The 14,858-nt window shown below is 59.8% G+C and carries 11 protein-coding genes; 4 read left to right on the top strand and 7 right to left on the bottom strand.

Annotated features, from left to right (window positions below):
- The first annotated feature begins 77 nt into the window (after positions 1-77).
- Positions 78-317 carry a DNA-binding protein gene (locus tag CXQ82_RS10515; protein WP_101268578.1) on the top strand — a complete coding sequence of 80 codons (240 nt, stop codon included), beginning with the start codon at positions 78-80 and terminating at the stop codon, positions 315-317.
- 35 nt (positions 318-352) lie between these two features.
- On the opposite strand, the gene CXQ82_RS10510 is transcribed toward CXQ82_RS10515, so the two are convergent.
- Together CXQ82_RS10510 and CXQ82_RS10505 are read right to left on the bottom strand one after the other, a co-directional pair.
- Positions 353-784 (bottom strand): GNAT family N-acetyltransferase, encoded by a 432-nt coding sequence (locus CXQ82_RS10510; protein WP_101268576.1) that lies wholly within the window; start codon positions 782-784, stop codon positions 353-355.
- Complete coding sequence (locus CXQ82_RS10505; protein WP_101268574.1) at positions 785-1,534, bottom strand: carbon-nitrogen hydrolase family protein; 750 nt, start codon at positions 1,532-1,534, stop codon at positions 785-787. It lies immediately after the preceding gene.
- Positions 1,535-2,150: 616 nt separating this feature from the next.
- Here CXQ82_RS10505 and CXQ82_RS10500 point away from each other — a divergent pair.
- The 3 genes from CXQ82_RS10500 (at position 2,151) to dkgB (ending at position 5,518) form a co-directional block, all read left to right on the top strand.
- Complete coding sequence (locus tag CXQ82_RS10500; RefSeq protein WP_101268572.1) at positions 2,151-3,230, top strand: 3-deoxy-7-phosphoheptulonate synthase; 1,080 nt, start codon at positions 2,151-2,153, stop codon at positions 3,228-3,230.
- A 442-nt stretch (positions 3,231-3,672) separates the two neighbouring features.
- Positions 3,673-4,500, top strand: a complete 828-nt coding sequence (locus CXQ82_RS10490; RefSeq protein ID WP_101268568.1) for a hypothetical protein — start codon at positions 3,673-3,675, stop codon at positions 4,498-4,500.
- 199 nt (positions 4,501-4,699) lie between these two features.
- A complete protein-coding gene (dkgB, locus tag CXQ82_RS10485) occupies positions 4,700-5,518 on the top strand; it encodes a 2,5-didehydrogluconate reductase DkgB (RefSeq protein WP_101268566.1) in 819 nt (272 codons plus the stop codon).
- Here dkgB and CXQ82_RS10480 read toward each other — a convergent pair.
- The 5 genes from CXQ82_RS10480 to mgtA all read right to left on the bottom strand — a co-directional run bounded on the left by CXQ82_RS10480 (position 5,515) and on the right by mgtA (position 14,282).
- Complete coding sequence (locus tag CXQ82_RS10480) at positions 5,515-5,937, bottom strand: chemotaxis protein CheY (RefSeq protein ID WP_101268564.1); 423 nt, start codon at positions 5,935-5,937, stop codon at positions 5,515-5,517. The genes dkgB and CXQ82_RS10480 overlap by 4 nt on opposite strands.
- A gap of 133 nt (positions 5,938-6,070) precedes the next feature.
- Positions 6,071-9,691 carry a transporter substrate-binding domain-containing protein gene (locus CXQ82_RS10475; RefSeq protein ID WP_101268562.1) on the bottom strand — a complete coding sequence of 1,207 codons (3,621 nt, stop codon included), beginning with the start codon at positions 9,689-9,691 and terminating at the stop codon, positions 6,071-6,073.
- A gap of 1 nt (position 9,692) precedes the next feature.
- Positions 9,693-10,322 (bottom strand): response regulator transcription factor, encoded by a 630-nt coding sequence (locus tag CXQ82_RS10470; protein WP_101268560.1) that lies wholly within the window; start codon positions 10,320-10,322, stop codon positions 9,693-9,695.
- A gap of 290 nt (positions 10,323-10,612) precedes the next feature.
- On the bottom strand, positions 10,613-11,329 hold the full coding sequence (locus tag CXQ82_RS10465) for an MgtC/SapB family protein (protein ID WP_101268558.1): 717 nt from the start codon (positions 11,327-11,329) through the stop codon (positions 10,613-10,615).
- Positions 11,330-11,576: 247 nt separating this feature from the next.
- Positions 11,577-14,282 carry a magnesium-translocating P-type ATPase gene (mgtA, locus tag CXQ82_RS10460; protein ID WP_101268556.1) on the bottom strand — a complete coding sequence of 902 codons (2,706 nt, stop codon included), beginning with the start codon at positions 14,280-14,282 and terminating at the stop codon, positions 11,577-11,579.
- Positions 14,283-14,858: the final 576 nt, after the last annotated feature.

Here is a 14,858-nt window from a genome sequence, read left to right as displayed (position 1 = left end):
TGTATGATCCTATTCTGCACACCCCAAGAGGTGACGCGCGCATCTCTTTATTAAACAAACTTGAACGGTTTTGAACTATGCCCGGTATTCGCACAGCTGCACAAGCCAAAGCCTGGCTGGAACACCAAGGGAAATCCGTTCAGGCGTTCGCCCGTGAACATGGCGTAGATCCGGCAACCACCTATCAAGTGCTCGCTGGGCGCAAAAAGGGACGGCGTGGAGAGGCCCATAAGGTAGCGGTCCTTCTGGGCATGAAAGAAGGGATCATCCTTGCTGAGGCGGGTGGCCAAAACAACGATCAGGAATTCGTCTCCTGAGGCCAGTATGCGCTTATTAGAATGCAGCGCATGGTTTAGCTTACGTGGCAAACGCGCTCCATGCGCCAGAAGCAGTCCTCCTCACCAACAATACTGAACCCCATGCGCTGATAAAGCCTTTTGGCCGGGTTCGTCTTGAACACGGTAAGACGCAACAAACCCAGCGCCTGCGCCTTCACCGCCATCTGCTCCAACACCCAGCTACCGGCGCCAAGCCCGCGACAGGCCTCGAGCATATGCAGCTCGCGGATATACACGGCGCGGCTGTCTCGACTCAGGCTGATAAAGCCCAAGACGGTGTCGTCCCGGCAAATCAGCCAGTTTTCCCGACCGGCCCAGGCGATATCAAAGCCATCGTTGGACCACAGCAACCCGTACTGCAGGTAGTAGCGGCTCATGGACTGATGCGTCAGTGTGCGTGCAAATGGCAAATCCTGATTCGTCGCCGCGCGTAGGTGAAAAGCCATTTAGACCGCCATCACTTGGCCGGCCCAACCGCTGCCATCGCGGCGGGCAATAACCAGCGCCTCTCCGACGCCCGATGCGGCGACCACTAACCCGCCGTCAGTTGCCCAGATGGCGCTGCGACCGGCACAGGCCCAGCCACCCGAAGGGCCACCATGATTGGCCATCAACACCAGCAGGCCATGTTCGGCGGCGTAGCCTTGGAGCAGCGCACTGTCTGTGGCGTAACCGCCTTCGCTGATCAACACCCCGGCGGCGTAGATGGTCGCGCCCGCTTCAGCAGCGGCACGTGGGTGGCTGGCGTGGGAGAAGTCCGCACACACCGCCAGCGCAATCCGGTCACGCCCCATTTCCAGGGCCTCACCGCCCTGCCCGGGTACAAACGCCGCTTCTTCGCCCGCATGCAAATGTTGCTTGGTGTAAACCGCCAGGGAGCCGTCCGCCCCAAGCACCAGGGCACCAATCAGCACCCCAGCTTCAGCTGCCAGGCGGATCGGCATGCCCACCACCGTCGTCAGTTGCAGCGCCCGCGCCAGCTCCCGCAGGGGCGCCAGCACGCTATCCTGCGGCGCAATGGCTAATTCGGCCGCCAACGACGGTTCATACCCCGTCAATGACAATTCTGGAAACACCAGCAGTTGCACGCCGTGCTCAGCAGCGGTGCGCATAAATGCCAGGTGCCGGTCGATATTCGCCGGCACATCGCCCGGGGTGGAAATGGATTGAGCTGCAGCAAGGGTCAAGGCAGGCATGGTCGCGTCCAAGCAATCATCAGAGTGCAATCAGCATATCGGCAGGCACCCCATAGCCGTAAGCCCCCCGGTTTAATAGAAATTTCTGATTGAATACTCCCACGTGCGTCGAGTAAGCTCCTCCCATCATTTGGAGACACACCATGTTGCAACTCACCCACACTCAGGTTTGCCCTGCTGCCAGCGCCCAGCGCTCGGTGTCGGCTACCCGCGTGAACGGTTCGAGCGCACCTGTCAGCTTTTATTTTGGGTATTGGTTTAGCCACTGGCGCGCCTGATACCTGAAATCGGCGCCCACTACTCAAGGGGTCGCCTACCAGAGAAATCTAACCCCCGGTCGGCTCCCCGACCGGGGGTTTTGTTTTTTCAGCCCTTAAACATTTTGCTTCACATCGAACATTTAAAGGAATCACACCATGAACTACGCCACCTATTACCGCTACGACACTTCCACCGCCTGGCGATTTAGCAAGCTCCGTTCGGGACAGCCTGCCGCCTCCGATCGGTCACCTCTTGGTGGCAAGCCAACACACGTAGCCAGTACGGCCAATTGTCGAACACCCCAGTAGGCCAAGCACGCGGGAACAGCCCGCTGCTTGCCCAGGAAGCCTTGAATATGAACTCCGCCACCGCCGCCCTGCCCGTTTCGAACCTGACCAGCGCCAATGAAGCCCTGACTCAGCGCCTGCCCAGCTCCCTTGAGCTCAAGCACCAGTTGCCTCTCAGCCCGTTCCTCAACGAGCAGATCCACGCCCATCGCCAAGCCGTGCGCGCCATCCTCAATGGCGAAGACTCACGCTTACTGGTAATTGTCGGGCCGTGCTCGATCCATGACCCCGAATCGGCCATGGAATACGCGCGCAACCTCAAGAAACTCGCTCTGGAAGTCAGCGACCAGATGCTGCTGGTGATCCGCGCCTACGTCGAAAAACCGCGCACCACCATCGGCTGGAAAGGCCTGGCCTACGACCCGCACCTGGACGGCAGCGATGACATGGCCGCCGGCCTCACCCTGTCCCGCGAGCTGATGCGCGAAATGCTGCGCCTGGGCCTGCCCGTGGCCACCGAGCTGCTGCAACCCATGGCTGCCGGCTACTTCGATGACCTGCTCAGTTGGGTCGCGATCGGCGCACGCACCACCGAATCACAGATCCACCGCGAAATGGCCAGCGGCCTGGGCATGCCCGTGGGCTTCAAGAACGGCACCGATGGCGGCGTCGCCATTGCCTGTGACGCCATGCGCTCGGCCGCTCACCCGCACCGCCACTTCGGCGTCGACAGCCAGGGCCACCCGGCGATCATCCAGACCCCAGGCAACCCCGACACGCACCTGGTGCTGCGCGGCGGCCACCGTGGGCCTAACTACGATGCGCAGCACGTGGCGCAGGTGAAGCACGACCTGGCCAAATCCAAAGTGGCGGCGCGCATCATGGTCGATTGCAGCCACGCCAACAGCGGCAAGGACCCTCTGCGCCAACCGGCGGTGTTCAACAATGTGCTGGAGCAGCGCCTGCAGGGCGACACCTCGCTGATCGGCATGATGCTCGAAAGCCACCTGTTCGAAGGTTGCCAGCCCTTGAGCGCATCGATGAAGTACGGCGTATCGGTGACCGATGGCTGCCTGGGCTGGGACGCTACCGAGCAGCTGCTGCGCAGTGCCGCCGAGCGCCTGCGGGAACAGCACAAAAGCAACTGACCCGCAGATCAAAACATGCACTGTGCTTGGCTAAAGCAATGGGGTACGACCTATCAGCTCGGCAGGCACAGGCGCGTTTCGGGTGCCGAACGCCTTACGATCCACTGCCCATCACCGACGACATTTTAGGCCGCAGGCGTAAATGGAGACATTTCCTACGGGAACTGGCGATACCGGCGCGGCGCGCCATCAGTGGTGGGCGGCTCATTGGGTTGCTATAAAAATGGCTACTTCTTTTCGAGGTTGTCGCCATGTATTTACTGCACATGCTGTTTGGAAGGCCGACTCAGGATGACTGGGATTGCGTGAGAATCATCCGGTCACACAAGACGATGAAAGTCGTGGGTGAACGCTTCATATCCGTTGACCCCTGCGAAGTCATGGCGTCGCAGAGCTACAGGGAAGCGATCCAGCACATCCGCAAAATGGAGGCGGATGACTCATGGGTTTGTTGATCGTCGTACCATTACTGGTCAGCGGTTATCTGGTTTGCATCCTGCATCCTTTTTTCTATTACCGGCTGCATCGTTTTGAAGGGCAACTGCTCTACCTGCAAGTCGCCAGGCTGGGAATGGCCTGCCTGATTGCCGCTGCGCTGGTAAGTGCCGCACTAATGGTTTTGTCAAAGCAGGAGGTCTACATACTCGGCCATGCGGTCGCGACAGACTACAGCGGTTACCTGGGGCGGTTGTTGGTCAAACTCGACGTTGCCAATGCCAACAACGCCACCCTCTGGGTGTTCTCTCTTCAAGTCGGCATAACCGCCATGGCGATCCCTTTTGCCTGGGCTAGGTTCTATGTGCATGCAAAGAAGAAGTCGCTGAAGTTGAGAACCGATGCAGAGTTCCACGCCCTGCTTCTGTTGGGCATTCTTCAAGGAACGCCCTTGAGGGGGCTGCTCAGAGAGTCCTTCGAGCAATACACCCCTTGCATGTTCAGCTTGAGTGACCGAAAGGTCTATGTGGGTATCGTGATACTCGTTGGAGCCCCGACCGAATCCGCAGGCATCGATCACACCTTCACACTGATCCCCCTGCTCAGCGGCTACCGGGACAAAGACACGTTGGAAGTCACGGTGAATACACACTATGCCAATGGGAACATTCCTCGGCCCATCATCCTTGTCCAGGCGAACATCGTCTCAGCCACTCGCTTTGACTTCGCAACCTGGAACACTTTCCAATCACGCAAAAACCGCAAGGCACGACACCGTCAGTTTTATCAACATCGTCCCGCGCGCCAGGCAAACGTCGCACTTGCCTGCGCATAAGGCGCCTCTCACATTTGTTCAACCCGGTACGCGGTAGCCGCTTCTGGCAAGTGAAGCCGGTTGAGTCTTTGAAATGAGCCCGCGGGCACTGCCACTCGTGATTCCTGGTAAAGAGTCCTTTTCAGATACGGCGGTTTTTCCGAAGGAACGACGGGCGGATACTCGACTCCATTGTTCATACCCCCTTCAGGAGTTACTGATGTCTACCCCTACGCACACTGTACCGGCCTTCGGCCTCGGCACCTTCCGCCTGCAAGGCCAGGTGGTGATCGACTCCGTGGGCAACGGCCTGGAACTGGGCTACCGCGTCATCGACACCGCGCAGATCTATGAGAACGAAGCTGACGTCGGCCAAGCCATCGCCAACAGCGGCGTGCCCCGTGACGAGCTGTTCATCACGAGCAAGATCTGGATCGCCAACTTTGCCGAAGGGCAGTTGATTCCAAGCCTCAAGGAGAGCCTGCGCAAGCTCAAGACTGACTACCTGGACCTGACCCTGATCCACTGGCCGTCACCGGAAGACCAGGTGCCGGTCGCCGAATTCATGGGCCAGTTGCTCGAAGCCAAGCGCCTGGGCCTGACACGCCAGATCGGTATTTCCAACTTCACCGTCGACCTGATGAAGCAGGCCATCGACGCCGTCGGCGCCGAGCACATTGCCACCAACCAGGTCGAACTGCACCCCTACCTGCAAAACCGCAAGGTGGTGGATTTCGCCACCGCCAACGGCATCCAGATTACCTCGTACATGACCCTGGCCTACGGCGAAGTACTCAACGACCCGGTAATCCAGCAGATCGCCGAGCGCCATCAGGCCACCCCGGCGCAAGTGACCCTGGCCTGGGCCATGCAGCTGGGGTATGCAGTGATCCCGTCGTCGACCAAACGTGCCAACCTGGAAAGCAATCTCAAGGCACTGGAACTGACCTTGAGCGATGCCGACATGGCACTGATTGCCGGCCTGGAACGCGGCCATCGCTTGACCAGCCCCAAAGGCATCGCGCCACAGTGGGACTAAACCTCGACCACGGGGCTGCCGGATAACTCCCGCAGCCACGGCAACACCCTCAGGCCCGCAGTGGCCTGGGGTGGATCGATCATGTCCATGAAGTGTTCGAGGTTGACGTTGTCGGGGGCCCCGGGCAGCCGTACCAGCAGGCTCGGCTTTGCGCCGACGGGTATGCCCGGCTCCAGCAGGTCATAGACCAGCACATGCCGTACCTGGGGCTGAACCCCGCAGGTCGGGAGCGTCAGCCCTGCGTTGATGATCAGCACATCAAACGGCTCAGCCGGGATGGCGGTGAGTATCTGGACTTCTTCGAAGGTTTGCACCGGCACGATCCGGTGGTACCCCAACCGATTGAGCATCTTTTCGATGTGCAAACGTTGCAGGTGTTGTTCATCGGCAATCAGGATGGTGAGTGAGGTGTTCGGCATGGCAACCCCTGGGCAGGCAGTACTCGTCAGTGAGCTTGGCCCATTTTCCAGACATATCCCGAAGACAAAATCAGCAATGTTCCCCATTCACGTAGGAGTTATCCCAAATCCACCGAGTGGCCATGCTCCCCAATCAAGCCTGCTCGCAGTAACGGCTCAGGCCGTGATGCAAATGTTCGATGGCCTCGCCCGTTGCCTCCAACGCCGCGCCCAATGCATCACTGTCGCGCCGCTCACACACGCGCTCCAAGGCCTCGCAGCAACGCAGCAACGCCTTGGCCTTGACCATGCCCGCACCACCTTTGACGCGATGGGCCACGTCATGCAACTTGGCAAAATCGGCCCACGCCGACTGCGACGTCAAAACTCTATGGTCTTCTGCCAGGCTATCCAGCAATGGCACAAGCAGTTCGTTGAGCGCCTGTTTATCTCCACCGGTCAGAACGATCAGCGAACTCAGATCGAACTCCCCTGCTGTTTCATCGGTGACAGCAGTGGCCGTGCGCGATGCCAACGCCGAGCGCAAGTCTTCAAGCCCGGTGGGTTTGAACAGGCATCCGTCCATGCCGGCTTGTCGGCAACGTTCCGCCTCTTGCGGCTGGGCATTGGCGGTGAATCCAAGCAACAGGCACGGCGACAGCCCACGCCGGCGCTCTTGTTCGCGAATATCACGCGCCAGCGCATAACCGTCCTTGGATGGCATATTGCAATCGGTGATCACCCCATCAAAATGCCCGGCCTGCCACAACTCCAACCCTTGTACGCCATCCTCGGCGGTGACAATGCGATGCCCCAGAAAACTCAGCTGCCGAGCCAGCAACAGGCGGTTGGCCGGGTAGTCATCCACCACCAGGATATTCAATGCGCGTGCCGGTGGAAGGTGCGGCACAGGCAAGATGGCCGGCGCCACAGCCGTGGTCAGCGCCAACGCCAATGTCACATCCACCCGCGTGCCCTTGCCCAGTACACTGGTCAAGTGCAGCTGGCCGCCCATCATCTCGCACAGGTTACGGCTGATCATCAGCCCCAGGCCTGAACCGCTACGCTCCGATTGCTCGTGATTGCTGCCCTGCACAAACGGGTTGAACAGCCGCTGCTGATCCTCGGCACTGATGCCAATACCCGTGTCCTCCACCCATAACCGCAGGTGCAACTGGCCGTCAGTCGATACCTGGCCGCCCTGGGCGCCAAGGCGCACCTGGCCGGCGACGGTAAACTTGATAGCGTTACCCAGCAAATTAGAGACCACCTGTTTGAAACGCAGCGGGTCGATCAGCACCGATCGGTCGATCAGCGGATCGAGCTCCACCCGCAGCACCAGGCCCTTGTCCCGCGCCAGCCCTTCGAATATCCGCGCCACAGAGACCAACAGTTCGTGCGGGTTCGCCGGCTCCAGGGTCAGGGACAGGTGGCCGGATTCGATCCGTGCAATGTCGAGAATATCGCCGATCAGCTCGAGCATGCCCCGGGAAGCTACCCACGCCACTTCAAGCGCATCGTGGTCGGCGCGGCCCTGCTCAGCGTTTTTCAGGGCCAGCTCGATCATGCCGATCACCGCGTTCATGGGCGTTCGGATCTCATGGCTCATGGTCGCCAGGAAGGTGGTCTTGGCGCGGTTGGCGGCGTCGGCGTCCTCCTTGGCCTCTTGCAGTTGGCCCAACAGGCGCTGGCGTTCGCTGACATCGACCCAGCCGGCAATCATGCCCACCACACTCCCGTTGCTATCACGGTATGGCAGCATCCATTGGTAGATGGTCAGCACTCCGCCATCGGGCAATTTGAGCACACGGTCATGGATCTGCGGCTCGCCCTGCTCCATCAAGCGCAGATAGTCGGCATGGAACGACCGGGACTGAGGCGGGTTACCGGTGTCGGTCTCAACCACGGTCTTGCCAATGACGTCTTCCAACTTGAAACCGAACACATCGAGGTAAGCGTTGTTACAGGCCATCAAGCGGCCCTGGCGATCACGCACATAGATCGGGTGCGGCGTGCCATCGATCAATACGCTCATGAACCGCATCTGGTCGCTCAAGGCCCGCTCGGCCTGGGCGCGCTTGCGAATCAGGCTGCGCAGGTAAAACACCCAGCCGAGGGTCACCAGCAGCAACAGCGCGGCCACGCCAAAACCTTGGATAATGACGTTACGGTGGTGGATCCAGTAGCTGTCTTCAATGATGATTTCGCTGCGCCAATGGTTGGTCAGCTCGTCCATCTCTTCGGGAGTAATGCTCAACAGCGCCTTCTCCAGGATCGAATACAACTCCAACTGGCTGCGGTTGACACCAAAGGTAAAACGCGCCGGCTCCCTGCCGACCGTGCTGGTAACGCGTAGGCGCTCACGGTAATAGCGAGTGATCATGTAGCGCGCACTGATCAGCGACACCACGGTTGCATCAACCTTGCCCCTGGCCACTGACGCCAGGGCCTGTTCGGTGTTCTCGACGTAGGTAAACTCAATGCCGGGAAAATCCTCGGCGATTTGCGCGGCATGGCTGTTACCGCTGACGAGCGCCAGGCGTTTACCGGGCATATCCTCCAGGGTAATCAGGCGGTCGTTGTTAGCGGGAACCACCAATACGTAGGGGTTTGACAGGTAGGGCCGGGTAAAACGCATCTTCTCGGAACGCTCGACACTCGGCGTGACCACCGCCAGCATATCCACCTGCCCGGAACTCGCCGCATCAATTTGACGGGACAGTGAACCGCCCCGCTCCACATCGAACTTCAGGCCCGCGCGCAAGCTGATCCGCGATAGCACTTCCGCGCTCAACCCTTCGAATTGCCCCTGCTCGTTAAAAAATGACAGCGGTGCAAACTTGTCGAACGCCGCCACTTTCACCCGTGGATGCTTCGCCAGCCAACGCTGCTCACTGTCACTCAGGCGTAACCGCTCGCCGCCCAGGAAGCCAATGCCGCCGGCACTCCAACGGCGCAGGATGTCCATCTGTTTGTCGGCCGGAACAGCGCCCAGGGCGGCATTGATGATGTGGCGCAGGCGCGTGTTTTCCTGGGTGAAGGCAAACCCGAACGGATTGGCCTCCATGGCGGAAAAATCCGCCATGCGCACATTATTCAGATGGTTCTTGTTGATCAGGTAGCGAGTGCTGATGGCGTCGCCCAGGTAGACATCCGCCTGGCCAAACGACACCGCGCCGATGGCTTCGAACGTTGAGCCAAACAACAGCAACTGCGCCTTGGGATAAAAGGCCTGCACCGCATCGGGCGGCATGTAGTGGTAGAGCATCGCCACACGCCGGCCCGCCAGGTCGGCGCTGAGCGCTTGGGTGTCGCCCACACGGGTCACCAGTGTGGGTTGGTCATTGGCATAGACGCGAGACAGTACCAACTGCGGGTCGGCCGCCTCATAACCATTGGCCGACCCGACAAAATCCACGGCACCCGTCTTGAGGGCTTCAAGCACCTCATCACGGGTATCGTAACGCCGCACCTCAATGGCGACATTCAGCATCTGGCCGATCAGTGCCGCATAGTCGGCGGTGATGCCTTCAAACTCGTCCTGGTTATTGCTCAGGTCGAAGGGAGCATAATCGGGGGCCGACACGCCCATCGCCAGCGTGCGCCGCTCGCGCAACCAGCGCCAGTCGGCTTCATCCAGCGTCAGGGAGGTGTTTTCAACGGTTGAGTGGCCCAGAAGCCGCAAGTTCTGCGGTTCATCCAGGGCCATTACCGCCAGCGGTAATAGCCCCATCAGCAGGATGACCGTGAGTTGGATCCGCCGGGATGGGTTCATTTCAGATCAGATGGTTGCGCTGCGCAAATTTGGACAGATGTACTACCGAGGACATCCGCAACTTTTCCTTGAGCCGCGTCTTGTAGGTGCTGATGGTCTTGTGACTCAACAGCATGTCTGCGGCGATTTCCTTGTTGCCCAGGCCCAGGGCCAGTTTTTGCAGCACGGTCAATTCGCGGTCGGACAGTGCCTCCACCAACTCCCGTTCACTGGTTTGCAGATCGTCACGACGCACCGAGCTGGTAGGCAGGCTGGGAAAGCAACTGTAGCCAGACCGGATCGCCCGGATGGCCTTTTGCAGTTCATCAAGCTCGCCTGTCTTGGCGACAAACCCCATTGCCCCGGCGCGCATGCAGCGGGTGGAAAAGAACACCGCCAGATACGAGGTCAGCACCAGGATCTTGCACGGCAGGTCCAGCGCCTTGATCCGGCTGATCACCTCCAGACCGCCGAGCCTTGGCATCGCCAAATCCAGGATAATGATGTCCGGACGCTCTTCACGTGCAATCTGCAAAGCATCAGCACCGTTACCCGCTTCAAAGATGCTGTCGAAGCCCTCCTGCTTCAATAAATACTTGACGGTGGCACGTATAAAAGGGTGATCATCCACAACTAACGCTTTGTTGCTCATAAAACTCCCCTGAGAGAATGAGTACGCTCACATACCACGCGAGATCTATCTACCTGTGAAAAGTAACAGTTCCGACAAACGGTACTGATTACTCTGCCCGACACGTCAGGCAGTACAGGCCCCTCCACTTGAAAAACACGATAAGCAGGTTAAGCCGCAGCCGGATTCCTAAGCAGGAGCGGCGCGCAACCTTAACAACGAAGCGTGGTTTTAAATGAAGGGATAATCTCGAGTGCTTGTAGGACTTTTCACCGAAGCAACAGGTTTGTTTTACGCGAACCCCGAGGAGGCTACTCGGTGGTACTGGGGCTCCAGAACGCCTGTACCACCAGGGTCGACAGGGAGATCCGCGCTACCAGGGCGTCCAGTTCGTCACCGTCCACCGACGTGACGGCCAAGGTGGCTTCGATTTCCACCTCCTCGGTGCCGAAGGGGCGCACGTCGACATCACTGGCCGGGTAGTTGCAGCGCGCAAGCTCGGCCTCCAGCAAGGCCAGCACGGCCTTTTGCTGGGTACGCCGGGCGATCACATACAGAATATTGGTGACCTCCGCCGACACCACATCCAGCGGCTGGCGGTTGATGTTATTAACGATCGGCCGCAGTAGCGTATTGGCTGCCAGCACAAACAGCGTGCCCAGCAGCGCTTCGAGGATCAGGTCGGCCCCCGCGCACGCCCCTACCGCCGCCGATGCCCACAGCGTGGCCGCCGTGTTGAGCCCGCGCACGTTGCCTTCTTCGCGCATGATCACACCGGCGCCCAAAAAGCCGATGCCCGACACCACGTACGCCACTACCCGCACCGCGCCTTCCGCGCCGCCCAGGCGGTTGGCCATGTCGACAAAAATCGCCGCGCCGACTGCTACCAGCACGTTGGTACGCAAGCCCGCCGTGCGCTGGCGGTACTGGCGCTCAAAACCGATCAGGCCGCCGAGGATAAAGGCAGCGGTGAGGCTGACCAAGGTATCGACCAGCGAGTTGAGGTTGATGTTGTTGATTGCTTGCATAAAAACTTCCTTTTATACCTATCGCTCAGCCTGCCTTTTGTGGCGAGCGAGCTTGCTCGCGCTGGGGCGCGAAGCGGCCCCTCTGCGAAGCACCGCGTGTTTTCAGACTGATTTATGTTGCCGGTTTTGGGTCTGCTGCGCAGCCCAACGCGAGCAAGCTCGCTCGCCACAACAAGCAGCTCTGCACAACAAGCTCGGTTGCCACAACAATCCTGCTCTCCACAACGAGGCAGTTGCCGCTGCGGTGTTATTGCCAGCCAAACTTACGGATGTAGTACCCCTTCACCGCCTGGGTCAATGCCATGTACGCCAGCAAAATCACCGGCAGGAATACGAAATACAGCGATGGCAGCGCCTGTAATTTGAAGTAGTGCGCCAGCGGTCCCATCGGCAGGAAAATCCCCACCGCCATAATCACCCCGGTCATCACCATCAATGGCATCGCCGCACGGCTTTGCAGGAACGGGATCTTTGGCGTGCGGATCATGTGCACGATCAGCGTCTGGGTCAGCAGCCCCACCACGAACCAGCCCGACTGGAACAGCGTCTGGTGGTCTGGAGTGTTGGCATCGAACACATACCACATGAGTGCGAACGTGGTGATGTCAAAGATCGAACTGATCGGCCCGAAAAACAGCATGAAACGCCCCACTTCCCCTGGCTGCCAGCGTTGCGGTTTGGCGAGCATTTCGGCATCGACGTTATCGAACGGAATCGCGATCTGCGAAATGTCATACAGCAGGTTCTGCACCAGCAGGTGCATCGGCAGCATCGGCAGGAACGGGATAAATGCACTGGCCACCAACACCGAGAACACGTTGCCGAAGTTGGAGCTGGCGGTCATCTTGATGTACTTGAGCATGTTGGCGAAGGTGCGCCGGCCTTCCAGCACGCCCTCCTCCAGGATCATCAGGCTTTTTTCCAGCAGGATGATATCGGCCGCTTCCTTGGCGATATCCACCGCGCTGTCCACCGAAATGCCGATATCGGCCGTGCGCAACGCGGGCGCGTCGTTGATGCCATCGCCCATGAAACCCACCACATGCCCGTTGGCCTTGAGCAGGCGCACGATGCGCTCCTTATGGCTGGGGGTCAGCCGGGCGAACACATTGGTGGTTTCCACGGCCTTGGCCAGCTCGGCGTCGGTCATGTCCTCGATGTCGTTGCCCATCAACAGGCCCTGTTGCTCCAGGCCCACTTCACGGCAGATTTTGGCGGTGACCAGCTCGTTGTCGCCGGTCAGCACTTTTACCGCAACGCCGTGGGCCTTGAGCGCCTTGAGCGCGGGCGCGGTGCTTTCCTTGGGCGGGTCGAGAAAGGCCACGTAGCCGATCAGCGTCAGGTCGCGCTCATCCGCCAGGCTGTAGGTGTCGCGCCCCGGGGTCATCGGCTGTGCCGCCACGGCCACCACGCGCAGGCCTTCTTCGTTGAATGCCGCGGTCACTTGGCGGATGCGCGCCAGCAACTCATCGGTGAGCGCTTCGTTGTTGTCGCCATGGCGCACGGTGTTGCACACCGAGAGGATTTCCTCCACGGCGCCCTTGCAGATCAGCAGGTGTGGCAAGCCCTCCTGGCCCACGACCACCGACATGCGGCGGCGATTGAAGTCGAACGGAATCTCATCGACCTTCTGGAACGCGGTGCCGACTTTCAGCTCGCGATGCACTTCCACATGCTCCAGCACCGCCACGTCCAGCAGGTTTTTCAGGCCGGTCTGGTAGTAGCTGTTGAGGTAGGCCATTTCCAGCACGTCGTCAGACTCTTCGCCCCACACGTCCACATGGCGTGCGAGGAAAATCTTGTCCTGGGTCAGGGTGCCGGTCTTGTCGGTGCACAGCACATCCATGGCGCCGAAGTTCTGGATCGCGTCCAGGCGTTTGACAATGACCTTTTTGCGCGACAGAAATACGGCGCCCTTGGCCAGGGTGGACGTGACGATCATCGGCAGCATTTCCGGGGTCAGGCCCACGGCAATCGACAGGGCGAACAGCAGCGCTTCGGTCCAGTCGCCCTTGGTAAAGCCGTTGATGAACAGCACCAGCGGCGCCATCACAAACATAAAGCGGATCAGCAACCAGCTGACCTTGTTCACACCGTGCTGGAATGAGGTGGTCGCGCGGTCGGTGGCCGTCACGCGCTGGGCCAGGGCGCCGAAATAGGTGCTGTTGCCGGTGGTCAGGATAACCGCGGTGGCCGCGCCGGACACCACGTTGGTGCCCATGAACAGGATATTTTCCAGGTCCAGCGGGTTACGGGTTTGGGCGTCCTGCTGGTGGGCGAACTTCTCCACCGGCATCGATTCACCGGTCATCGCTGCCTGGCTGACGAACAGGTCCTTGGCGTTGAGCACGCGGCAGTCGGCGGGGATCATATCGCCGGCCGACAGCACGATCAGATCGCCCGGCACCAACTGTTTGATCGGCAATTCAATGCGCTTGGTGGCATCCCGACGCAGCACCGTGGCGGTGTTGCTGACCATGGCTTTCAACGCATCGGCGGCCTTGTTCGACTTGGCCTCCTGCCAGAAACGCAGCAGGGTCGAGAGCACCACCATGGAGAAAATCACCGTGGCGGCCTTCATGTCTTCGGTCAGCCAGGAGATCACCGCGAGCAAGGTAAGCAGCAGGTTGAACGGGTTTTTGTAGCAGTGCCACAGGTGCACCCACCATGGCAGCGGCTGTTCGTGCTCCACCTCGTTGAGGCCGTATTGCACGCGTAGGGCGTCGGCTTCCTGGGTGTTCAAACCCTCGGTATGGCTGCCCAGGGTACCGAGCAATTGCCCCGCACTGCTGTTGGCCGCGACCACCAGGGTTTGCGCCAGGGTCGGCGGCACTTCGCGGCTGACGCTGGCGTCGGTCACGGTTTCAAGCATCGCCAAACGACGGAAATGCCGGGCGATGTGCCGGGTCCGCAGGAAGCCGGCAAAGAACTCTTTCAACAGAGTCAGGTTCATGGTGTTACTCCTGCGCGAGGAAAAAACCGCCGTGCAGGTACGGCCGCCTGTGCCGCGCCCGTTTTAAAGGCACAGCAGGATTGGCCCGCCTGCCGGAAAGGCAGGCGCGTCCGTAGCATCCTGAGGCAAATCAGGTGCTGGTCAGCGTCGATGAGAGGGGATCAGACAGGTGCCAGGACTGGCCGCTGCCGGGATGCCGCTTCTCGCTTTGATTGGCGAGACAACGGCATCGGAACAATGCGCGTTATCTTGCCAAGTACGTGCCGGTTACCGAGACCGGCCGACAACTGTCACTCGAACAAGTACCCACTGAGGGTCTCCGCTATTGATGAAAACGCGCGAAGCTTACGCCTCGATGTAAGGAGAGTAAACCGTAGGAAAGTGTCCGTATGGTGAATAAGAAGATTCTTCAGGATGGGTTCAGGAAGGCACCTCTTGAAGGCACCCAAGATCAACTGTGGGAGCGGGCTTGCTCGCGAATACGGTGGTTCAGCGGATGAATATGTGGACTGACACACCGTATTCGCGAGCAAGCCCGCTCCCACAATCAAGGCGTACCGGCTCGATCACCAGCCC

The organism is Pseudomonas sp. S09G 359 (assembly GCF_002843605.1).
In the GTDB taxonomy this organism is placed as follows: Bacteria; Pseudomonadota; Gammaproteobacteria; order Pseudomonadales; family Pseudomonadaceae; genus Aquipseudomonas.
Note: the sequence above shows the minus strand (reverse complement) of the source record. Positions and strands in the feature narration are given on the sequence as shown.